At 47.5% G+C, this 21,699-nt stretch carries 15 protein-coding genes, 1 tRNA gene and 3 pseudogenes; 6 read left to right on the top strand and 13 right to left on the bottom strand.

The features are described from left to right. Window positions 1–9 precede the first annotated feature (9 nt). The 4 genes and pseudogenes from E7747_RS17410 to E7747_RS00375 form a co-directional block, all read left to right on the top strand. Window positions 10–300: a hypothetical protein gene (locus E7747_RS17410; protein ID WP_394366312.1), complete on the top strand. Its 291-nt coding sequence runs from the start codon at window positions 10–12 to the stop codon at window positions 298–300. Further along, window positions 186–2,443: pseudogene (locus tag E7747_RS00380) on the top strand (family 78 glycoside hydrolase catalytic domain); the annotation flags it as partial. The gene E7747_RS17410 and the pseudogene E7747_RS00380, both read left to right, overlap by 115 nt. A gap of 24 nt (window positions 2,444–2,467) precedes the next feature. Then, window positions 2,468–2,770 carry an alpha-L-rhamnosidase C-terminal domain-containing protein gene (locus E7747_RS17405; protein WP_394366333.1) on the top strand — a complete coding sequence of 101 codons (303 nt, stop codon included), beginning with the start codon at window positions 2,468–2,470 and terminating at the stop codon, window positions 2,768–2,770. Window positions 2,771–2,773: 3 nt separating this feature from the next. Next, window positions 2,774–4,111 (top strand): annotated as a pseudogene (locus E7747_RS00375) (alpha/beta hydrolase family protein); the annotation flags it as partial. A gap of 95 nt (window positions 4,112–4,206) precedes the next feature. Here E7747_RS00375 and E7747_RS00370 read toward each other — a convergent pair. From E7747_RS00370 to E7747_RS00355, 4 genes and pseudogenes are all read right to left on the bottom strand, one after another. Next, on the bottom strand, window positions 4,207–4,764 hold the full coding sequence (locus E7747_RS00370) for a YhcH/YjgK/YiaL family protein (RefSeq protein WP_136413363.1): 558 nt from the start codon (window positions 4,762–4,764) through the stop codon (window positions 4,207–4,209). A 218-nt stretch (window positions 4,765–4,982) separates the two neighbouring features. Then, the gene (locus E7747_RS00365; RefSeq protein WP_136413362.1) at window positions 4,983–7,034 is read right to left on the bottom strand and encodes an alpha amylase C-terminal domain-containing protein; all 2,052 of its coding nucleotides are present in this window, start codon (window positions 7,032–7,034) and stop codon (window positions 4,983–4,985) included. Between the two features lie 211 nt (window positions 7,035–7,245). Then, window positions 7,246–8,588: pseudogene (locus E7747_RS00360) on the bottom strand (sodium-dependent transporter). Window positions 8,589–8,864: 276 nt separating this feature from the next. Continuing rightward, window positions 8,865–10,181 carry a glycoside hydrolase family 28 protein gene (locus E7747_RS00355; protein WP_123613229.1) on the bottom strand — a complete coding sequence of 439 codons (1,317 nt, stop codon included), beginning with the start codon at window positions 10,179–10,181 and terminating at the stop codon, window positions 8,865–8,867. Window positions 10,182–10,683: 502 nt separating this feature from the next. On the opposite strand from E7747_RS00355, the gene E7747_RS00350 reads away from it, so the two are divergent. After that, a tRNA-Ser gene (locus E7747_RS00350) sits at window positions 10,684–10,770 on the top strand. A gap of 200 nt (window positions 10,771–10,970) precedes the next feature. Here E7747_RS00350 and E7747_RS00345 read toward each other — a convergent pair. Together E7747_RS00345 and E7747_RS00340 are read right to left on the bottom strand one after the other, a co-directional pair. Continuing rightward, window positions 10,971–11,678, bottom strand: coding sequence for a response regulator transcription factor (locus tag E7747_RS00345; protein WP_136413360.1), 708 nt, complete (start codon window positions 11,676–11,678; stop codon window positions 10,971–10,973). Then, window positions 11,675–13,006 (bottom strand): sensor histidine kinase, encoded by a 1,332-nt coding sequence (locus E7747_RS00340; RefSeq protein ID WP_136413358.1) that lies wholly within the window; start codon window positions 13,004–13,006, stop codon window positions 11,675–11,677. The genes E7747_RS00345 and E7747_RS00340 overlap by 4 nt, the downstream gene beginning before the upstream one ends. Before the next feature lie 113 nt (window positions 13,007–13,119). Here E7747_RS00340 and E7747_RS00335 point away from each other — a divergent pair, with 113 nt between their 5' ends. After that, window positions 13,120–15,186, top strand: coding sequence for a porin family protein (locus E7747_RS00335; RefSeq protein WP_136413356.1), 2,067 nt, complete (start codon window positions 13,120–13,122; stop codon window positions 15,184–15,186). A gap of 31 nt (window positions 15,187–15,217) precedes the next feature. On the opposite strand, the gene E7747_RS00330 is transcribed toward E7747_RS00335, so the two are convergent. The 7 genes from E7747_RS00330 to E7747_RS00300 all read right to left on the bottom strand — a co-directional run bounded on the left by E7747_RS00330 (window position 15,218) and on the right by E7747_RS00300 (window position 21,663). After that, a complete protein-coding gene (locus tag E7747_RS00330; protein ID WP_136413355.1) occupies window positions 15,218–15,916 on the bottom strand; it encodes a hypothetical protein in 699 nt (232 codons plus the stop codon). Between the two features lie 172 nt (window positions 15,917–16,088). After that, window positions 16,089–18,578, bottom strand: coding sequence for a UvrD-helicase domain-containing protein (locus tag E7747_RS00325; RefSeq protein WP_136413354.1), 2,490 nt, complete (start codon window positions 18,576–18,578; stop codon window positions 16,089–16,091). 13 nt (window positions 18,579–18,591) lie between these two features. Next, window positions 18,592–18,924 (bottom strand): translation initiation factor, encoded by a 333-nt coding sequence (locus E7747_RS00320; RefSeq protein ID WP_168185167.1) that lies wholly within the window; start codon window positions 18,922–18,924, stop codon window positions 18,592–18,594. A gap of 43 nt (window positions 18,925–18,967) precedes the next feature. After that, a complete protein-coding gene (locus E7747_RS00315; RefSeq protein WP_136413352.1) occupies window positions 18,968–19,462 on the bottom strand; it encodes a hypothetical protein in 495 nt (164 codons plus the stop codon). Window positions 19,463–19,531: 69 nt separating this feature from the next. After that, window positions 19,532–19,957: a hypothetical protein gene (locus E7747_RS00310; RefSeq protein ID WP_168185166.1), complete on the bottom strand. Its 426-nt coding sequence runs from the start codon at window positions 19,955–19,957 to the stop codon at window positions 19,532–19,534. A gap of 27 nt (window positions 19,958–19,984) precedes the next feature. Then, entirely contained in the window at window positions 19,985–20,893 is a 909-nt protein-coding gene (locus E7747_RS00305; protein ID WP_136413348.1) for a dihydroorotate dehydrogenase, read from the bottom strand. After that, window positions 20,893–21,663: a dihydroorotate dehydrogenase electron transfer subunit gene (locus E7747_RS00300; protein WP_136413346.1), complete on the bottom strand. Its 771-nt coding sequence runs from the start codon at window positions 21,661–21,663 to the stop codon at window positions 20,893–20,895. The genes E7747_RS00305 and E7747_RS00300 overlap by 1 nt, the downstream gene beginning before the upstream one ends. Between the last annotated feature and the right edge of the window lie 36 nt (window positions 21,664–21,699).

The raw sequence follows: 21,699 nt of genomic DNA, 5'->3' as shown, positions 1-21,699 counted from the left end.
CAGAATTATATGAAGCGAATACTTTATATGGCAATTCTTCTGCTGGCCTCGCTCCCGTTAAGGGGAATCGAGGTCGGCAGGATGACATGCGAAATGACCGACACTCCTTTAGCAGTCGACACCGATACCCCACGTTTCGGTTGGCAGCTCAAAGGCGACAACGGACGATGCAGTCTGCTTATCAGATTGAGCTCTTCACGCGTGACGGTAAGAAAACTTCCAAGGTATGGAATTCTGGCAAAATTAAATCTCCACAGAGCCAGCTTGTGGCCTATTCCGGGCCGCGTCTCGAACCGATGACACGCTACTACTGGCGTGTGAAGGTCTGGGACGAGAAGGGCAAGGCATCGGCATGGAGCAATCCTGCTGAGTTCCGCATAGCCCCCGACAGCAAGTTTCTTGATGGGAAATGGATCGGCGCTGTCAGCTATGAGCAGGCAAATCTCCCTGACGGTCGCAATTATACTTACGACAAATGGAAGAAACCTGAAGTGAAGGAAGCTTGGGAGCGTGTCGACTCAATGGCATCGCGCAGTATCATACTCCGCACAGAATTCGATTTGCCGAAAAAGATTGCTGATGCGACAGTCTATGTCTGCGGTCTCGGGCACTATGAACTTTCACTCAATGGCGAGAAAGTCGGTGATGGTGAGTTCACTCCGCTTTGGAGCGATTATGACAAGACTGTCTATTTCAACACCTATGATGTTACCGACATGCTCCATTCCGGCGAGAACGCTATGGGTGTTTTGCTCGGTAACGGTTTCTATAATGTGGTGCGCGGTAACCGTTACAGCAAACTTCAGATTGGTTTCGGTCCTGAGACCTTATGGGTTAAGATGCTTGTGCGCTATACCGACGGCTCGTCAGAAATCATAGAGACAGGCGACAATTGGAAATATGACCTAAGCCCGATTACTTTCCATTCAATTTATGGAGGAGAGAACTATGACGCGCGTCTTGAACAGCCGGGATGGGATAAAGCCGGTTTCGATGACAGCAAATGGCATCCTGTAGTAGTGCAGCAGTCACCTAAAGGCAAACTGACTCCTCAGCTTGCGCCTCCTGTGAAGATTATGGAACGTTTTCCGGTCAAAAGCCGTCATAAGCTGACTGCCGATGAAATTGAGAAGGGAAACAAGGCTACAAAGCGGACCATCGATCCTTCTGCCATTCTTCTTGATATGGGACAGAATCTTGCCGGATTCCCAGAAATCACGCTCAAGGGCAAGCCGGGTCAGAAAGTTACGATGGTCGTAGGTGAAAGTATCACTGACGATAATGCCGCCAATCAGCGACAGACCGGCCGTCAGCATTACTACACGTACACACTCCGCAGCGACAAACCGGAGACGTGGCATCCACGTTTCTCATACTACGGTTTCCGCTACATACAGGTCGAGGGTGCGGTCTTTGCCGGAGAACCGAATCCTGAAGGGTTGCCTGTCATCGAGGACATCAAATCATGTTTCATCTATAACTCGGCTTCTGAAGGCGGAGAGTTTGAATGTTCAAGCGAAGTGTTGACAGCCGCCCATAGTCTTATACGCAATGCTGTCAGGAGTAATATGCAGTCAGTGTTTACCGACTGTCCGCACCGCGAGAAGCTCGGATGGCTTGAGCAGGTTCATCTAAACGGCCGGGGCTTTTGTATAACTACGACCTCACGTCGTATTATCCGAAGGTGCTCCGCGATATAGCTGACAGCCAGAGAGCCGATGGCATGGTGCCGACTGTCGCCCCGCAATATGTTGTGTTTGAAGGCCCGGGTATGGATGATTTCGCCGAGTCACCCGAATGGGGAGCTACATTGATTATTGCTCCGTGGATGTACTACGAAGCTTATGGCGACGACAGTCTTATACGTGAATACTATCCCAATATGCTTGCCTATGTCGACTATCTCGGCACTCGTGCAGACGGCAATCTGATAGACTTCGGTCTCGGCGACTGGTATGACTATGGTGATTTCCGTGCAGGCTTCTCGCGCAACACGCCTGTCGGCCTTGTCGCATCGGCTCATTATTACATGGATCTTATCCACGTCATAAAGGCTGCCGAGCTGCTTGGCAAGAAGGATGATGCAGCGCGCTATCAGGCCATTGCTGACAAGGTGCACGATGCGTTTAACAAGAAATATTTTGATCCGGCTACATCCGACTATGGTACGGGTAGCCAGACCTCAAACGCCCTTCCGCTTTTCCTCGGCATGATTCCTGAAGACAAGAAACAGGCTGTGCTTGATAATCTTGTCGGCGACATCCGTGAGCACGGCGTGCGCCTTACCACAGGCGACGTCGGTAACCGCTATCTCTTCCGTGCTCTTGCCGACAACGGTCTTGACTCAATCATGTATAGAATGCATAACCATTACGACACTCCGGGCTATGGTTTCCAGCTTCAGTTCGGAGCTACGACGCTCACCGAGCAGTGGGATCCCCGTCAGGGTTCGTCATGGAATCACTTCATGATGGGGCAGATTGACGAATGGCTTTTCCGTTCGCTTGCAGGAATCAGGATTGACGAGAGCCGTCCCGGAATGCAGCATCTCATAATCGAGCCTTCGGTTGTGGGTGACCTGACGAGTGTCAGAGGACGTACCGCTACCCTCTACGGCGACGTTGAGGTCGATTGGCGACGCAATGGCGACGATTTTACTTTGGATTTGACTCTTCCGGCCAATGTGTCGGCAGACGTGATTATTCCGGGTGAAACTCAGGCAAAGACTGTCAAATCCGGTAAATATACCTTTTCTTCAAAAATAAAGTAACAGATGAAATCAGCAACTATCATTTTCGGCATGGCGCTTGCAGCCATGCCGGCAATGGCTCAGAATAATTATGAAAACCAGTTCCGCCGTCCTTTGGGAGAAGTGCTCACAGAGATAAGCGAACGTTTTCAGGTCAAATTGAAATATGACATTGATACTACCGGTCTTGTACTACCGTATGCCGACTCTCGTATCCGTCCGTATTCGGTAGAGGAATCTCTGGCCAATGTGCTTATGCCGTTTGACTTTAAGTTCGTGAAGCAGAATGAGAAGACTTATAAACTGAAACGTTATGAATATCCGCGTCGCACTGAAGCCGATGGTCGCAAGATGGTTGCATGGCTCAATTCGCTCTATTCCGACAAGGATTCTTGGGAAGCGAGACGAGACTCTATCCGTCAGGAAGTCCGTGAGCTTCTTACCATTGACGATGCGCTTGCAAAGCGTGTCGAAGCAAGACCGGTCTTTTCGAAAGTGCGTAAATTTGACGGATATACCGTTCAGAATTTCTATCTTGAAACTCTTCCGGGTCTCTATGTGTGCGGTTCGATTTATGCTCCTGATTCAAAAGGCAAGCACCCGCTGATTATCTGTCCGAACGGACATTTCGGCAACGGCCGTTACAACGACGCTCAGCAGCAGCGCCTTGCCTCACTTGCGCGTATGGGAGCTATATGTGTGGATTATGACCTTTATGGATGGGGTGAATCCGCTTTGCAGGTTGGTGGCGAAGGTCATCACAAACCTGAAGCTCATGTCATACAAGCTCTCAATGGAATCTCGATACTCGATTTCATGATTGCCCGCAAGGATGTGGACTCTACACGCGTCGGTGTCAACGGTGGTTCGGGCGGCGGTTCGCAGTCTGTGCTCCTGTCGGTTATCGACCCGCGCTATACAGCTTCATGTCCGGTGGTGAGCCTGTCATCTTATTTCGATGGCGGCTGTCCGTGTGAAAGCGGTATGCCTATAATGCGTGCCGGCGGTGGTACTACCAATGCCGAGCTTGCAGCCGCTTTCGCTCCACGTCCGATGTGCATTGTTTCCGACGGCAAGGACTGGACCAATATTGTGCCTGAAAATGAATATCCCTATCTTCAGCGTGTCTATGGATTCTATGGCGCAAAGGATGAGGTCTCGAATATCCATCTCCCGAACGAAGGTCATGACTTCGGCCCGAGCAAGCGCAATGCTGTCTATGACTTTTTCATTGAAGTTTTCGGGCTTGACCGTTCGAAACTCGATGAATCAAAGGTGACGATAGAGCCGCATGATGCAATGAAAAGTTTCGGCCATGACGGTGAGAATATGCCTGCCAATGCAATTCGTTACGTGAAGAAGTGAATTTGCGAAAAAGCGTATTAATAAAAAGACAGATGCCACAGACATCAAAAATTTCTGTGGCATCTGTCTTTTTATTGTGATTTTCAGGCGGATTATTCAGCGTATTCTATCTTGCCTACGAGTTTGCGCGAAATACCGTGATTTTCCGAAGCCTTGACCGAAGGCTGGTGAAGGTCTTTCGGGAAATAGAGGAAGAAGCGGTCAGCTCCTGCGTGGACGTATGATGCGGGAGCGTCGAGTGTATAGAATGTGCGGTCTTTTATCGGATCATATTCCATTGTCGGGGTCACTTTGTCAGGGTCGGCGAGGCCATAGAGTTCATCGCCGACGAAAGTGTACTGGAGATCGATGTACTTGCGGTGGTTTTCAGTGCGTGTTTCCTCAATCGATTTCGGAGTGTATTCTTCCGGAACATTAATCCATACGCGGCCTTTTTCAAGCTCTATTTTTCCGGGCTCGAGAGTCATCGGGTCATGCTCGGCAAGAAATTTGAAGAGCTTGTCCCAGAGAGGTTTGTTGCGGTGATACTGTGTCGCAAATTCGACTGCGTCGATGGTCGCGTCGGGATTGACGTTCCATCCGTTTGCCCATTCGCGGGTTTCCATCCACTCGCGGGCCTCTTCAGGGGTCATAACTTTTTCTGTTGACATGGTTGTTGGTGATTTATGGAGTTGAAACAATGTTGCGCGGGTTGGTTGCAACCGATTGCAAAATTAGTGAAATGCCATGAATAAAGCAAATCGCATTTGAGTTGCGTTATTGTGGCTTTTATCGGATTGCAGAGACCGGGAAAAAATCCGGGGAGTTTCCGGCAATTTCAATGTCGGATGCTCCCCGGTGGTGTATGGTTGAATGCATGTACCGTTTTTTATGCTTTGAATCCTTTTTTGGAGGATTTCGGCGGTGTCGCACGACGCAGACGCAATACCTGAGCCGAACGCGGTGGCAGGTAAAGGCGGAGCCATTCCTTGCCTGAAGGCGCAAAGAGCGGGTCGTTCTGTGTCAGATGGCTGACACTTTCGTCAATGTTGCCATAGCCCCCGAAGTCAGGATTGTCGGTTGAAAGCACAACGTCGTATTCTCCGGCGGGAGCGAGGATGCCGTAGCCCGTAAATGCTTTGGACGGGTTGAAGTTGAACACAAACGCGAGGTCACCGCGCATGTAGGCAAGCACTTGGTCATCGTCTTTCTCCCAAAGTTTCACTACAGGAAGCGACTGGAAGTTGTAGACACTTGAAATTAGATGTACCATTGCATTGTCAAATGCGTTGAGCAGCATGTATTTTAATTCCTTTCGGTCAACGAGATCCCATTGACGGCGTGCATATTTATAGCTCCATCCATTGCCTTCGCGCGGGAAGTCGATCCATTCGGGATGGCCGAATTCATTACCCATGAAGTTAAGGTAGCCACCGTTGATGGTCGATGCTGTCACAAGACGAATCATCTTGTGGAGAGCCATGCCACGAGCAACGACCATATTGTCATCGTCGCGCATCATGTGCCAGTACATTTCTTTGTCAATAAGACGGAAGATGACAGTCTTATCACCGACAAGAGCCTGATCATGGCTTTCGACATACGATATGGTTTTTTCGTCGGCACGGCGGTTGGTCAGCTCCCAAAAAATAGAGGTCGGATGCCAGTCCTCGTCTTTTTTCTCCTTGAGAGTCTTGATCCAGTAGTCGGGTATGCCCATCGCCATGCGGTAGTCAAATCCGATGCCGCCATCCTTGATGGGTACAGCGAGACCCGGCATGCCGCTCATTTCTTCGGCGATGGTGATAGCGTTGGGGTTTATTTTATGGATGAGCTTGTTGGCGAGGGTAAGATAGGTGATTGCGTTTGTGTCCTGTCCGCCGTTATAGTAGTCGTCATAGCCGTTGAATGCCTGTCCGAGTCCGTGGCTGTAGTAGAGCATCGAGGTCACTCCGTCAAAACGGAAACCGTCAAAACGGAATTCCTGAAGCCAATATTTACAGTTGGAAAGAAGGAAGTTGAGCACATCGTTTTTTCCATAGTCGAAGCAGAGCGAATCCCACGCCGGATGTTCGCGACGCGAGTCTCCGTAGAAGTATTGGTTATAGCTGCCATCAAGGCGGCCGAGACCTTCGACTTCATTCTTTACGGCATGAGAGTGTACGATGTCCATAATGACTGCAATGCCAAGTTCATGGGCGCGGTCAATGAGGCTTTTCAGTTCCTCGGCAGTTCCGAAGCGGCTTGATGGAGCAAAAAAGCTCGACACATGATAGCCGAACGAGCCGTAGTAGGGATGTTCCTGAATGGCCATAATCTGGATTGCATTATAACCGTCGGCTGCTATACGCGGCAGGATGAGGTCGCGGAATTCGGTGTATGTGCCGACACCTTCTCTTTCCTGTGCCATGCCGATATGGCATTCATAGATCATGAGCGGACGAGTGTCGGGGCGGAAACGGCGCACTTTCCATTTGTAAGGTTCCGGCGACCATACCTGAGCCGAGAAAACTTTGGTCTGTTCGTCCTGAACCACGCGGGTCGCGTAGGCGGGAATTCGTTCGCCCTGTCCGCCGTCCCAGCTGACCATCATCTTGTAGAGGTCGCCGTGGTGGATGTCGTTAGGCTTCAGCTTTATTTCCCAGACACCATTTTTCTTTGGCTTAAGGGCATATTTCTTCATGATCTTCCATTTGGAAAAATCGCCGATAAGAGTGATTGCAGTGGCATTCGGTGCCCATTCGCGGAACACCCATCCTCCGTCGGCTGTGTGGTGAAGACCGAAGAAGTTATGGGCGTTTGCAAAGCTTTCAAGAGTGCCGTCCGGCCCGCAGAGCTCAGCTTCTTTGTTTAGGGCTTCATTGTGACGTCCGACGATGGCATCGGTATATGGTTCAAGCCAAGGATCGTTTTTAATGATGTTGAGAGTCTTCTTTTTCATGGGGAGAAAATAGAGATTATTTCTGAATGCCTGTTGCAAGTGGCGTTGTGTCAGAGTCTCAGGCACGTCGGAATTGAATATGCTTTACCAATAAACAAAACCTGCTCATCGCTTGGTTTGTTTCTACAAACTTAACAATAATTTTCGAATAGTCAGCTATAATAGTCGAATTTTTATTCCGATTGGCTGATGACAGCCTCTTTCCGGGTGGTCAGATTAATCCGTAAATAAAAACGAGACCTATGCAGAGCGGGGCTATATAACGCAGACATGTGATGACAGCTGTCACCATCCACGGCCTGACACTGCTGTCCGGGTGATTAACTCTTCACAGACCACACTGCGGTCAAGCACCCATCCGACAAAGATGGAGATAATCATGCCTCCCACCGGCAGAAGGATGTTGGACGAAACGTAGTCAAATAGGTTGAATATTGTCATCCCGCATATGGTCCACTCCGAGAGCGAGCCGAAGGAGAGGGCACACAGTGTCCCGAATAACATTGCAATGACGATATTGATTGCAGTTGCCTTGCGACGTGAGAAACCGAACTCATCTGTCATGTAGGCTATGGTGATTTCACTCATCGATATGGTTGATGACAGCGATGCAAGGAACAGGAGTATGAAAAAGAGCGCGGACCAGAGCATTGCTCCGGGCATCTGCATGAATATGGAAGGGAGTATCTCGAAGACGAGTTTTGGCCCGGCGGCAGGCTCTAAACCGAATGAAAATACCGCAGGAAAAATTATTATTCCTGCGAGTATGGCCACGAGAGTGTCAAGCGAAGCCATTATCCCTGCGGTGCGCAGCAACAGGGTTTCTTTCTTAAAATAGCTTGAATAGGTGATAAGGCATCCGAGACCGAGACTTAGCGAGAAGAAGGCTTGTCCCATTGCACCAAGCATAACCGACGGTGTCACCTGCGAGAAATCCGGTTTGAAAAGGAAGCTAAGGCCTTCGGTGGCGGCATCCATGCGCAGCGAGTTTATGCAGAATACGATTAGTATTACAAAAAGCATTGGCATCATGATGTTTGACATCTTTTCAATGCCTTTCTGGACTCCGCGGGCAAGGATGAAATAGTTTATGGTAAGGAAGGCGAGTGTCCAGATGACAGGGCGGATGTCGGATGTGGCAAATGAGTCGAACTGCCCGTGTAGTCCGGCTACAGACGTGATTCCACCGAAGCCTGACATTGACTGAATGATGTATTCAAGAGTCCATCCGGCAACGACGGAATAGAAACTTAGAATAAGCATCGAGGCCAGCAGTCCGAGATAGCCGACGATTCCCCACGATTTTCCGGGCGCGAGTTTGCGGAATGCTCCGCGGATATTCAGCCCTGTATGACGTCCGATAATGAATTCGGCGCAGACTACCGGCACACCTATTATAAATATGAAAAATAGGTCAATGAGGAGGAATGCGCCTCCTCCGTGGACTCCCGCCTCGAAAGGGAAGCGCCATATGTTGCCGAGCCCCACGGCCGAACCGACGGTCGTCGCTATGACTCCGAGACGGGTTGCAAACTGTGCGCGTTTTTCAGTCATGTTTTAAACTTTGCAAGTTAGACATTTGAGTGTGGTTGAACCCATGTGTGGCTACACGTCCAAATTAAATTTTTACAATGTCGCAAAGATAAGGATTCTTTTTCTAATGCCGTCGGTGAGATACTATAAATTTTTATTGTGCTTTTCATTGTAATGTGTCAGTCTGGCTTATGATTTACAAAATGCTCAGGATCTGGTATCTGTAGGCAGATTCCTGAATCCTGAGCATTTGCGGTCGGAAAGAATATCCTATTCTTGGATAGTATAGAGATGTGATTATTTGAGAACCACGTTTTCAATCACACAGTTTTCGATGTTTTTGGTGTCGAATGACTTCGACGGGTCTATGGCCCAGATATCTTTGAATGTAAAATTGGTAAGAGTGTATTCGTCAATTTTCTTATCCTTATAGAAATCGCGGGTGCATTCGAGTTTGCCGTTTCTGAAAGTCACATTGTCGACCCCTGATGCCGGCATCGGATCGCGGTCTACTTTATTGAAGAATTGTTTCCACGTTTGGACTTCGACAGCATTGCGCACGCGACCTGTCGCTCCGTCGATTAATACATTGCGATATTGCTGCGGGGTGTCGGGGCGCATTTTGAATAGCAGCACATGGTAGGTGTCTTCAAACTTGCAGTCTTTCATAATGACATTTGAGCAGTCCCATGCCTCGCTTCCGAAGGTCACACCTGCATTTGTCTTGCCGAATGTGCAGCGGTCGATTATCACACGTCCGACAGGGCCGTTTCCTGCAATCGTGTCGACGTATGTGCCCTTGCCGCCTTTGAGACAGACTCCGTCGTCGTTTACGTTCATGTAACAATTGCTGACGAGCACATCGTTGCACACGTCAAGGTCGATTGCATCGGTGCTTGGGCCTTTGGGATAGCCGTCGGTCGGGGCAAGTATGGTGACTCCGAGATATTTGATTCGTTCGCAATTATACAGGTGGTTAGTCCAGAATCCGGAATTGACCATGTGGATTCCGCTGACAGTCACATCCTTTGAATTAGAAATATAGGCCATTCGCGGACGCAGGGCTTCAAGATTAGTGCATTTGCGGTTGACTTTGCGTCGAAGCCAGAATTCGTCATAAAAGCGATGACCGTTTCCGTCTATCGTCCCCTCGCCTGAAATGGTGAAGCCGTCACATCTGTCGGCGTTGACAAGAGCGGCGAAATAGTCGATTGTCTGTCCTTCGAGGCGGGTCTTGACAATCTCATAGTTGGTAATCGCATCGCTGCCTTTGAGTTTACCGCCTTTTTGAATGTGAAGATGGGTTCCGGGTTTGAAGAATAGTGATCCGCTTAGGAATGTTCCTTCAGGAATGACAATCACTCCGCCTCCTTCGCCGGCGGCTTTGTCGATGACAGCTTGTAAAGCCGGAGTCTGGATGACAGTGCTGTCATTTATCACTCCATGATCAGTTACTACATATTTTTTGCCTAATTTATCAATCTGGGGAATTTCCGCATTGTTAAACCATGCGGGCACAGCGCTTCCGTCGGGAAATGTCTTGAATTCAGCACGTGAGTTAACGGCAAACAGCGAGAATAATGTAAGGGCGATAGCCTTGGTCTTTAAATTCATAAGTCTTCATTTAGAAATAAGATTGTGCAAAGGTAAACAAAAACAGCGATTTTTTATGCACAACAGTTCGGTAATTTTTGAGCAGGCATAGCTGTATCGCACTGATACACAATAGTTTGCATTGATATTGAATTGTTGTTGCATCTTATTGATATTCAATTGAATATGCAAATTTTACCGAACTATTGAAATAAAAAAACTTATTGGTTATATGTGTCTATCAATTCAGAGGAGTTGATAAATTGGTCTTTCTGCAAGAAATGTTAGCATATTTTGCCAAATTATAATATTATAAAAAAAGCAATGTGTAGATTTGATTGGTAATCAACATGTTTAGTCATTGTTGTTGAAAAATGATATTTTTGTGTGATAAAAAATAGTAAAAACATTTGGTAGATTCCAATTAAAGCACTAACTTTGCAGTGCTTTTAAGAGAAACGCATTGTTGATTGTGGCAGAATCTTGAAAGTTCGGATTTGAAGAGTTAAAGTCCGAAAATATTGGAGAGATGGGTGAGTGGCTGAAACCACCAGTTTGCTAAACTGACGTAGGAGCAATCCTACCACGAGTTCGAATCTCGTTCTCTCCGCAGAGGAGCAAAAAAGTCTTATAAACTTAAGTTTATAAGACTTTTTTGTATTAAAACTATTCAAATAAATGCCGTCGAAAAATATAATGTATTTTGAGTAGGTTTATTATGATAGTTGATGGTTTGCAATGACTTATGACAGCGTTGGACTTAGTTTGATGGATATTGTGCTGCATTGACAGCGCAACGGAACGAAAATTTCATGTTCTTTTCGTGAGCATATACCCTATGCCTCGCTGATTCAACAGAGATATGGATGTGTCGTGGCGAAGATAGAAGCGGAGTTTGTGGATGAATCCGTGAAGAGAGTTTCGGCTGTAAGGGTCATCACGCTGCCATATAAGTTGCATCATTGTTGAGGCTTCCACTGTTTGTCCGACGTTTACTGCGAGTTCCTTTAGCAGTTTTGCTTCGATCAGTGAAAGCTCTATGTTGTCTTTGTCTGGATATGACAGTGTCTGCGTGGATAAATCCAGAACATATCTGCCGATTTCAAATTTATGGTCTTCTTCATTGATGTTTCTACGCAACAATGCTTTGATTCTTACTATCAGCTCCAGCATTTTGAACGGTTTCTTGAGATAGTCGTTACCGCCCAGTTCGAATCCCTCAACAATGTCGTCTATTCCTGATTTGGCTGTGAGAAACAATAACGGCACAGTCCGGCTGATCTGTCGGATTTTCCGCCCCATTTCAAAGCCATCCATACGAGGCATCATGACATCGGCTACTATAAGGTCGGCTCCGTACTTTGTGAATTTTTGCAGACCTTCCACTCCGTTGCATGCTGTCTCAACCTCAAAACCATCGCGTTGCAACGTTTCAGAGATTATCATCGACAGAGTGGAGTCGTCCTCCACCAATAAAATTCTTGCTGTGCAAACGGCTGTCCGATTAACATTGCTCATTGTTTGTTGAATTTAATATTAAACTTGCTTCCTTTTCCTATTCTGCTTTCCACACTTATCTGCCAACCATGTTTCTCGACAATTGATTTGACATAGAACAGGCCGATGCCATATCCACGGACTTCTACCGTGTTGCCATGAGGCACACGGTAGAATTTATTGAATATGTCAGGTAAAGATTTTTCAGGAATGCCGATTCCGTTGTCGGAGACAGACATACCGGTTGAATCGGCACTTATCGTTATTCTTACATTCGTGCCGGAGTATTTTATGCTGTTATCAATCAGATTGCTGATTACATTCGAAAAATGGGTCGGATCAGCATCGACAGAGGCATCCTTCGGGCAAATAAAAGTTATTTCACAATTCTTTTCGGCTCTTAGCTTCTGCTGCTCGATTATAGAGCTCAGAAAGGACCGAAGTTCAATCTTTTCCTTTTCCATGACAAGGTGCTTTCTCCGCTCCATACTCATGGCAAGGATACTCTCGACCAATCCTGCAAGTTTTGACAACTGTTCAAGAGATGCTGAGAGGTATTTTTTTGTCCGTTCTTCATCATGCGGGTCTGGAAACTGCAGCAATGAATCATTTGCCGCATAGGCTATTGCGATTGGTGTCTTTAGTTCGTGAGTCATATTGTTGGTGAAGTCATCTTTCATCTCCTCTATAGTGCGAAGACGTTTTATGACATGAAGGAGATACCAGAATCCGAAGGTCAGGACAAGAGCAATCAGGGCGGAAGTCACGATGACTCCCCTCATTTCGCTCAATATGTTTTCTGTCAACGGAGTTATGTAGGCATAATATGTCATTTCTCCATTAATTCTATATTCTATTTTCCATAAGTCGGAATGATATTCGAATGTATCGCCCGGGCATGTGATATGGACGTATTCCGGATAGTATCCCGAGAAATTCAGGTCGCGGCGAAATGCTTCTTCTATTTTTGATATATTTGGTTTTCCAATCCAGTCGTCGTAATTGTCATGAAGATATTGTGCAATTATTGATAGTATCTGCTTGTCGAAACGGCGGAATCCCTGAGAGTAGTCCATTTCACGTAATTTTTCTGCACTCATTGTCGAGCCGATATCCGATTTCTGCAAACCGAGCTTAATCCATACCACGTCATCATCCTCTCCAAGTCCGGCTCCAATTATGCGGTCGACCATTTCTATCTGGTCTGCCCTTCCGAGGCATTGCTCCACATCATTTATATATCGCTCTTTTATTGAATCGTATAACTGCACCATAAAAATAACGTTGGCCGCAAAGAGCAGCGAAACAAGTATACGGATTGAGGCCAGTATTAGCTTAAAGTGTTTCATCTCAGTGCAAATTTATTAAAATTCAGCCAATCCCGATTCACTCTTACTGAAAGATTAAGACTAAATAAGGGAGCATAAGGATTGATTAAGACATAACAGGGTAATTTCGCGACATGAAACATTATATATTACCATTGATAGTGCTCCCTCTTGTGGCACACGGACAGATCACCGAGCCGGATACTGTGACCGTAAAAGAACTTGGAGAAGTAACCGTTGTCGCCGATGCACAGCGCACAAGCGCAACCAAGACGGTCTATATCCCGTCTGTAAACCAGAAGTCAACAGCATCCGGCGGCATTTCGCTGCTTTCCCATATGAATATTCCGCAATTGAGTGTAAATCCTATTGCAGAAACTGTGAAGACAGTTGATAATCAAGGGGTACGTTTGTTTATAAATTATCATCCCGCCACCGACGAGGATATTAGCGGACTTAATCCGGAAGATGTAAAACGGGTTGAATATCTTGATTTTCCTGTCGATCCGAGATTTCAGCGTTCGCAACATGTTGTAAACTTCATCACACACTCATATACATACGGAGGTTATACTAAATTAAATGGTAAAGAACGATTTCTGGTACACAGTGGAGAGGCTTCAGTGTATTCAAAGTTCGCTTGCCGAAAGATGGAGTATGACCTTATGGTATCCGGTGATTATGACTATAATTCCCATATAGGCTCAGCCGCGAATGAAACATTCAGGTTGGAGTCACAGACTGTCCGACGTGAGCACGGGACGGAAGCGGCACGATACCGCCAGAGAGGTTTCTATTCCGCTTTCAGGGCATCATGGAACAGAAACGATAAATTCTCATTTAGAAATCTTGTCTCATATCGTCGAATCCAAATCCCGGAATATAGTACTTCGGGATATGTAAATTTTTCAAGTCTCTATCCGTCGGAGGCATTTCACACAGAATCTCCTTCTGCAAATAATGCTCTCGGTTGGGACAGCGAACTTTATGCCGCTCTTGGCAATGGATGGTCGGTCAATGGTAATTTCCAAGCCGAATTCATAGGTAATAACACAATGTCCAATTATTCGGCAGGAGACGAATCGATTGAAAATCATGCGGACGAAGATTCTTGGTGGCTGCGTACTACGGTTCAGGCTAACAAATACTTGACTGATAAGATCACACTGTTTTCAAGTGTGTCGTCAGGTGGAGGGCGTACAAAGATTGACTATTCCGGTTCAAGTGTCGCAGTCAATCGTTTCCGCCAGACATTCACGGGTGTGTCTCTGGGGCTATCTTTAAATTGCCGGCATGTTTCCGGTAGTATTGACGGCGGTTATGCCTTCGAGTCAAACTTCATAAACGGTAAAACGATGGACGAACGCTATCCGTTTACACATATCAATTTGCAGTATGCTCCTAATCATAAAAATTCGCTGAGTCTGTGGTTCCAATATGCTACAATGTCGCCGGATGCAACGATGAAGAATCCCAATGTCATTCAGCAATCGGAACTTATGTATGTAAGCGGTAACCCGGATCTGGATTGTTCACGTCATGTGGCAGCCAATATAAGCTATACTTTTCTGCCCGGCAACACTTGGCAAATGTCGGCATACGCGGTTCTGTTCAGGATTATTAATCGCCAGATACCGGTCTATACTCCCGACGGACCGGACGGCATGATGTTGAAAAAATATCAGAATGACGGAGACTATAATCACGGACAGATTGGAGGAAGTCTGACAGGAAAGTTTATCAATGGTAAACTCTCGTTATCCGTTTCTCCAAGACTATTGCTTTACAAGACGACGGGTAGCAACAGTATTTCTCACTGTCCGTTTAACGCCAGTGTAAATATTGACTACTATCTCGGAAAATTTTTCTTTAACGCTTACTGGGATTCAGGAAGCAGTTATGTTGACGGGGAGACGGCCTATCTTCGAAAGATGCCGATGTCATATTCAGCAGGTGCGGGATGGGCCTCTCGCGGATGGAATATCCAGCTATCGGTTGTCAATCTGTTGCAATCGTCTTGGAAAATCAGCAAAGATTCGTTGACAGCCCGTTGGTATGGCTGTGAAATGACCCGGTTTGGCTCGGACTTCCATCGCCGAATATCACTGAATGTGACCTACACTATCAATTATGGTAAAAAAGTGAGTCAGACGGGAGAACTGAACGGCGGGAAGAATATTTCAACCTCTATCCTGCATTGAGTGGCGGTATCAATGGCGGATAAACGGCTACTTAATCCGTTATCTTCACAATCTGTCCGGTGTCAAGGTAGTAGAGGAAGCCTCTGACGTTTTTATAGCCGAGCATTGACATTAGTCCGACGTATTCCTTGACCTGTTTGATGTAGCGCTGAGGTTTTTGATTTCCACTTTTGAAGTCGATTACATCGATATACCCGTCAGCAGTCCATACGACTCTGTCAGGTCGGCGCGAGTCGTCGCCTCCGATTGCAATCGGACGTTCAATCATCACTTTCTTATATCCTTCAAACCATCCGGCCGCTTTTGGATCATTTACGCGGTCCATGATTATGGCATGGATTTCAGAAATGTCTGCCGCTGTCAGCTCCTTGGCTTTTTTAGAATGACGCAGGCTGTTGATTGCGACTTCAACGTCCTTTACGGTCAGAATGTTTGCCATCGTGTCGTGGAGCATTATGCCTCGGTCGCGTGCATCCTCGATGTTGTAGTATTTATCTTCAAGGGTTGTATTGTCCCAGATATTGCGTTGGGTGTGGGTGTAGTATTCGCCCATATCCCATAACTCACCCGGAGTCAGGGCTGTCTTTTCGCTTTTTTCTTTAGCTTGTGGAATTGTCGGAGAGCCGATGGTTATTGTTTCATCTGCAAAAGAGAAATAGGTGTAGGGTGACATGCTGCCTGACAGGTTGTCGCCGCTTTCAAGCTCATGGCAGAATTCGGGTGTGCACATGTCTATCGCATCTATCAGATCGGATGCAATATTTTTTGCTCTCGGTTTGGTTTGGGGAATCCTATGCAAAGTTCGTTAACGGCACGTGTGAATGCTACGTAGAGGAGGTTTACAGTGTCAAGTTTCTTTTGCCGGCAGACTTCATCGTATCGATCCTCAAAAGGTGTCCTCCTCATGGCTGATGACAGTTCAAGAGGAAGCATAGGGGAAGGAGTTCGTCGGGTATTCCGGGTATCGACTTGAGTTCGAACCATGCCGGTTCAGGCCGATTGCTTTCGGTCATTTCTGCAAAAGGAATGTGGACACAGGGATATTCCAGACCTTTTGATTTATGTATGGTGAGTATATTCAGCGCCGAATCGTCCTGAGCGCCTGCTACCGGCGTGGCATAGCCTTTTTCATCCCACCATGACAGGAATGAGCGGATGTCTCCGTGGCCTCTGCCGACAAATTCCGTCACAAGGTCCTGAAACGCGTTGATATATAGATTTTCTTCTTTCAGGTTTGCTTCGGGGATGTATGTCGAGACGATTTCTTCGACAAGAGATATGAGATCGACTGAAGTTTCCGATGCGGAAGACACGGATGATGTCCGGCTATCCTGACCATCTGCTACCGGAGCATCCTCATGTCCGGCATCTTTTGAGCCGGACTCAAGAATCGCGATAGCCTTTAGCAGAGACTCCGAAGAACTTGCTCCACGGCTCTTTTCATTTTCGAAGCTGTTAATCAGGGTTGCAATCTCACGTTTTGTCTTTTTTCGCGGGCCGGAGGCAAAATCCGTAGCACTGATAAGCTTGAGACGGCTGACGATGAGTCCGACCGTCGGTGAATTTCCAAGAAACAATGAGGCATCGGATACGATGCGGAAAGGAGGAAACTGTGGGTCGGATTTTACCGTGTCCTCAAGATGCCTGATGATTATATTGCCCTCGTCGCGTTTCCTGACCAGAATCGCTATGTCGCCGGGACGATATCCTGATTCAAGTTGCCGGCGCAGTTCGTGAGTCAGATTTTCAAGTGCTTCCGGCAACCAGTCAGATTTCTTATCACCGTCATACATTCTGACTCTGACATAGCCGCGATGATCGGCGTGTTTTTTTGAAATCTGTTGCGCTACGTTGGAATAGATTTCCTCATAGCCGAGATTCCTGACAAGGGCGGAGAAGAATGTATTGTTAAATCTTATGACATCTGATGATGAACGCCAGTTTGTGTTTTCCGATATGCTGTCACCACGCACTTCACACCGTCCTTCTGCCATGCTGTCGGTGTGCAGGTTGTGGAGGAGTGATGGGTCGCTGTTACGGAAACGGTAGATACATTGTTTTTCATCACCGATGACGAGATTGTCATATTCGTAAGCAAGACTTTCGTTTATAAGCGGACGGATATTGCTCCACTGGCTGAATGATGTATCCTGAAACTCGTCGATGAGATAGTGTCTGAACCATACGCCTACGCGCTCATAGAGAAACGGGGCATCTTCAGTGCCGATTATTCTTGAAATCAGAGCGTTGGTGTCGCTTAGTAATATTGTGGAATTCTCACGCCGGTACTTGTCGATATACTCCGCAAGTGACGATAGCAGACCGAGCTGATATAGATTGGCTGCAATAAGCTGGAGTGTCCCTACCTGTCCGTCACAGAATCTTACCATGTCGAGGGCTTTGGCAATGATTCCGTTAAGCTCGTCGGAGGGTGCGGGCTGTCCTTTTTTAGGCTTTTTATAGGCTGTGGTGATGTCGTCCATCGCATTTGCCATGCTCTGCGAATAGCCGTCAGACACATAACCTTTGGATGCCCATTTACGCAGTCCGTTTGTGACGTGAGTCTTGACCATATCGCTCATGCCACATGTGGAAATCATGTCGAGCGCTTCAGTGCAGGCTTCGGCCGTCTGGTGCTTTATGGATTTTAGCTGTGAATAGACTCTGTTTTTGAAATCATTGAATTTTGTCTCGTCGGAGAGATAGTCCAACAGCCGGGCTTCGTTTTCGCGATAGAAATCATCGGTTATCTTGTTGATGAACTGGATAAGATTGCGATGTATCGGAAGTGAGCGGTTGAATACATTGAACGGCATGCCATCTTCGATGAGCTGTGTCATGTAGCTGGACAGCCAGTTTATGAGATAGCGTGTGCGTTTGTTATTTTCGCCGTGGTTAAGATCCTGCAGGAGTTTGTCGACGCTCATGCCGATTATGGCTTCGTCGTTAAGCTCAAGTTCATAATTGCCTGCGACCTCGGCCTCGCGTGCAAAAGAGCGGAGTATTGTCTGGAAAAAAGAGTCGATTGTCGAGACGCTGAAAAAATTGAAATCGTAGAGCAGATCGCGAAGCGCTCTTGCCGCTACGGTCTTCAGTTCTCCGCGCGAGCAGCCGAATGTTGTGCAAAGTTCGTCGGCATACGGACTCTCCTTTGTCCATCCTTTTTCGAGACCTGCAATCACCGCCAGTTCGTGTATGATACGGGTCTTCATTTCCTCGGTGGCCTTGTTCGTAAAGGTAATTGCGAGTACTGAGCGGTGGGCAAGACCTCCGCGACGGTTGAGGCGGTAGCGACCTTCCTCGTCTTTATATCCGAGAATCAGTTTTATGTATTCGCGGGCAAGGGTATAGGTTTTGCCTGAACCGGCTGAAGCCTTGTAGATGTTAATCATGATGGACAGTCTGCTATTTGCGGTAGCCTTTTATCTTGAATCCGAGTTCCGATAATATTTTTTTTGTCTCGTCGAGGCGTTCGCCTTGAATCAGGATTTCTCCTCCACGTGCCGAACCTCCGGTCGAGAGGCAGATTTTCAGCTTCGATGCGATTTTCTTAAGTTCGTCATCGTCACATGTAAATCCGCTGGCTATTGTGGCTGTTTTCCCGTTGCGACCTTTGCGGTCAATGCACACATCGATAACGTCGGGTGTTTTCTTGTCGTTTTTTTCTTCAATGACGAATTCTTCGCGGGCAAGTTCTCCGTCATTCACTTTCTGCGCTAAAATATCTTTCCAGTCCATAGATTTGTTTTCAGTGTGTACAGTGTTTAGACTCCGCCACGTCTTATTCCGGCTGAGAATTATCAGTCTCAGCATTCATTTGCTGAAGTTCATCAGCATCGGTTGTTGTCGGGTCACAGTCATGGTCGGCAGGTATCTCGCGAGGATTGTCAAGAGTATGGACTATTGTTGCAAGAGTCATGGCATATTTGTCCTGCTCGACCGGCAGTGACGAATAATAGGCTTTTGCAGAATCGGCATTTATCTTGAATGCCTCGCGGAAGCATTGGACGGCATACTCCACATCTTCCGGATCATCAGTCCGTTCGTTGAGCTGCATATAGAGGATGGACAGCCGTGCCATCTGCTTGGCTTCAACTGACTGGCGGTCTTTTTGTCCGATGATTTCACCGCACAGTTGGCGTGTTGCGTCGACGTTTTCATTGGCTAATGCAAGTTCGGCTGCCGAAATGCGCTCCGCTATAGAATCAGAGCCACCGCATGAATTGAAAGACAACGCTCCGCAGATTATACAACTAAATAAAAATGCGTGTTTCATAAATGTTTAAAAAGAGGATAAATGGAAAAACACATCAGGATACTAAACTTTTCGGAGGAAGCAGGCACGTTATTTACGCCTCTGATATAGATAGGTGATGCCGTCGGTCTCAAGCTGTAGTGAGAAATCATTATAGCTGACAACTTTCTGGGCAATGCGTGTCGGTATTCGTCCGATAAGAGTGCTGTCACCTTCAAAAGTCATGCTTTCGGGGTCGAGCGTAACAATCAATGAATCATTTTCCACATTCCACTTTCCGTCTACGCTATACGTCAGGATTCCCGGTTTTATTGCCCGGATTATACATTTTGCATCTTTGTGCAGCTCCATGACGGGGTCGGTCTGCGATAGCTCGGTATTGTAATATGTACCGATGATTTCTTCGGCCTCTTTACTCAGATGTGAGCATGCACACAGATTCATCGCACATGCGACGATGACGGAGAGGCGGATTGCGGTGCGGGCTGATTTCATTGCGTTAAAATGATGTGTCATTCTGATTTAATTGCAGGCTGTCTCATGTTAGATACAGCCTACAATCTCATTGATGTCGTTTATGCCGTGTCGCCGGCAGTAGTCTTCCATGAAGTCGATGACTTTCATTGTCACTGCGGGGTCTACGAAATTGGCAGTGCCTATCTCGACGGCTCGTGCGCCGGCGAGCATGAATTCGATGGCGTCGCGGCCGTTCATGATGCCTCCAAGTCCGATGACCGGGATTTTTACGGCTTTTGCCACTTGCCAAACCATACGGACTGCGACGGGGCGCACCGCAGGTCCGGAAAGGCCTCCTGTGACGGTCGACAGATGAGGACGGCGTTTTTCCACATCAATCGACATGCCCATGAGTGTGTTGATAAGCGAAACGGAGTCTGCGCCTTCGGCTTCGACGGCTCGTGCGATGTCGGCAATTGATGTCACGTTGGGAGAGAGTTTTACAATCAGGGTCTTGTCGGGGTATGCCTGACGGACTGCCCGGGTGACGGATGCTGCTCCGTTGGTTGTCGTGCCGAATGCCATTCCTCCCTCCTTGACGTTGGGACACGAAATATTGACCTCGATGGCCTTTATTCCGTCGAGAGGGTGGAGACGGCGTGCGGTCTCGGCATAATCGTCGACGTTTGCACCGGATACATTCACGATAAGCCGTGACTTGTAGTCCTTGATGCGGGGATAGATGCGTTCGATGAAGTAATCCACTCCTTTGTTCTGGAGTCCGACGGCGTTAAGCATGCCGGCCGGTGTCTCGACCATGCGCGGATAGTCGTTGCCCTGACGTGGATTGAGGGTAGTACCTTTTATTATATATGCGCCTAACCGGTCGATGTCGATGAAGGGTGTAAACTCTTCGCCATAACCGAAAGTTCCCGATGCGGTCATCACCGGATTGCTGAGTTCCAGACCGCCTATGTTGACTGAAAGATTTGCCATTACTCCCAAGTTAATTCGTTAATGTTAAATACAGGGCCTTCGGTGCAGACACACACATTGCCTTTCACCGTCTTCTCGACGCAACACAGACATGCGCCAAGTCCACAAGCCATCATGTTTTCGAGAGACACCTCGCAATCAGTGCCGTTGCGTCGTGCCACGGCTGCAACAGCTTTCATCATCGGGGCGGGGCCACAGCAATAATAACGGTGGTAGGCTTCCGAAAGGCACGGATGAGCGGTCACGAATCCCTTTACTCCGTCAGAGCCGTCTTCGGTGCATACATGTACTGTCCCGACGCTTTTGAACTCATCGAGTGAGAGGAGATCGGCGGCAGTGCGTGCTCCGAGCAGGAATTCAGGCGCGAAACCTTCATTCTTCAGCACCTTTCCGAGATATAGAAGCGGAGCGACACCGACACCTCCTCCGATGAGGAGGAGTTTCGCTCCTTGTGGAGCTTCTGTGGAAAACCCCTTGCCCAAGGGCAGCAGAAGGTTGATTCTGTCGCCTGATTTCATGTCCATCAGAGCCGAAGTCCCTCGTCCGGCATTCCGGACAAGGAGTGTAAGTGTATTGGCTTCGTAATCGACATCGTTGATTGAGATTGGGCGACGGAGAAGCACTCCGGACGTTTCTACTCCGACTTCGACAAACTGCCCCGGAAGCATCTCGGGGAGCCGGCTGCCGTCGGCAGGTGAAAGAACCATCCTGCAGTATGAGTCGCCTGACTTGCAGTTATCAATAATGATGAAATCTTTAACTTGTTTCATGGTTGATTGATTACATTTCAATTTCTTGAATCGGAA

This window comes from Duncaniella dubosii (assembly GCF_004803915.1).
GTDB lineage: Bacteria > Bacteroidota > Bacteroidia > Bacteroidales > Muribaculaceae > Duncaniella > Duncaniella dubosii.
The sequence above is the reverse complement of the archived record's forward strand: the minus strand, read 5'-3'. Positions and strand labels throughout refer to the sequence as shown.

Coding starts and splice junctions, on each gene's coding strand:
- E7747_RS00370 (WP_136413363.1), bottom strand. CDS start 4,764: ATGTCAACAGAAAAAGTTATGACCCCTGAAGAGGCCCGCGAGTGGATG.
- E7747_RS17405 (WP_394366333.1), top strand. CDS start 2,468: ATGATGGGGCAGATTGACGAATGGCTTTTCCGTTCGCTTGCAGGAATC.
- E7747_RS17410 (WP_394366312.1), top strand. CDS start 10: ATGAAGCGAATACTTTATATGGCAATTCTTCTGCTGGCCTCGCTCCCG.
- E7747_RS00365 (WP_136413362.1), bottom strand. CDS start 7,034: ATGAAAAAGAAGACTCTCAACATCATTAAAAACGATCCTTGGCTTGAA.
- E7747_RS00355 (WP_123613229.1), bottom strand. CDS start 10,181: ATGAATTTAAAGACCAAGGCTATCGCCCTTACATTATTCTCGCTGTTT.
- E7747_RS00345 (WP_136413360.1), bottom strand. CDS start 11,678: ATGAGCAATGTTAATCGGACAGCCGTTTGCACAGCAAGAATTTTATTG.
- E7747_RS00315 (WP_136413352.1), bottom strand. CDS start 19,462: ATGAAACACGCATTTTTATTTAGTTGTATAATCTGCGGAGCGTTGTCT.
- E7747_RS00305 (WP_136413348.1), bottom strand. CDS start 20,893: ATGGCAAATCTTTCAGTCAACATAGGCGGTCTGGAACTCAGCAATCCG.
- E7747_RS00310 (WP_168185166.1), bottom strand. CDS start 19,957: ATGACACATCATTTTAACGCAATGAAATCAGCCCGCACCGCAATCCGC.
- E7747_RS00325 (WP_136413354.1), bottom strand. CDS start 18,578: ATGATTAACATCTACAAGGCTTCAGCCGGTTCAGGCAAAACCTATACC.
- E7747_RS00330 (WP_136413355.1), bottom strand. CDS start 15,916: ATGTGCACACCCGAATTCTGCCATGAGCTTGAAAGCGGCGACAACCTG.
- E7747_RS00335 (WP_136413356.1), top strand. CDS start 13,120: ATGAAACATTATATATTACCATTGATAGTGCTCCCTCTTGTGGCACAC.
- E7747_RS00300 (WP_136413346.1), bottom strand. CDS start 21,663: ATGAAACAAGTTAAAGATTTCATCATTATTGATAACTGCAAGTCAGGC.
- E7747_RS00340 (WP_136413358.1), bottom strand. CDS start 13,006: ATGAAACACTTTAAGCTAATACTGGCCTCAATCCGTATACTTGTTTCG.
- E7747_RS00320 (WP_168185167.1), bottom strand. CDS start 18,924: ATGGACTGGAAAGATATTTTAGCGCAGAAAGTGAATGACGGAGAACTT.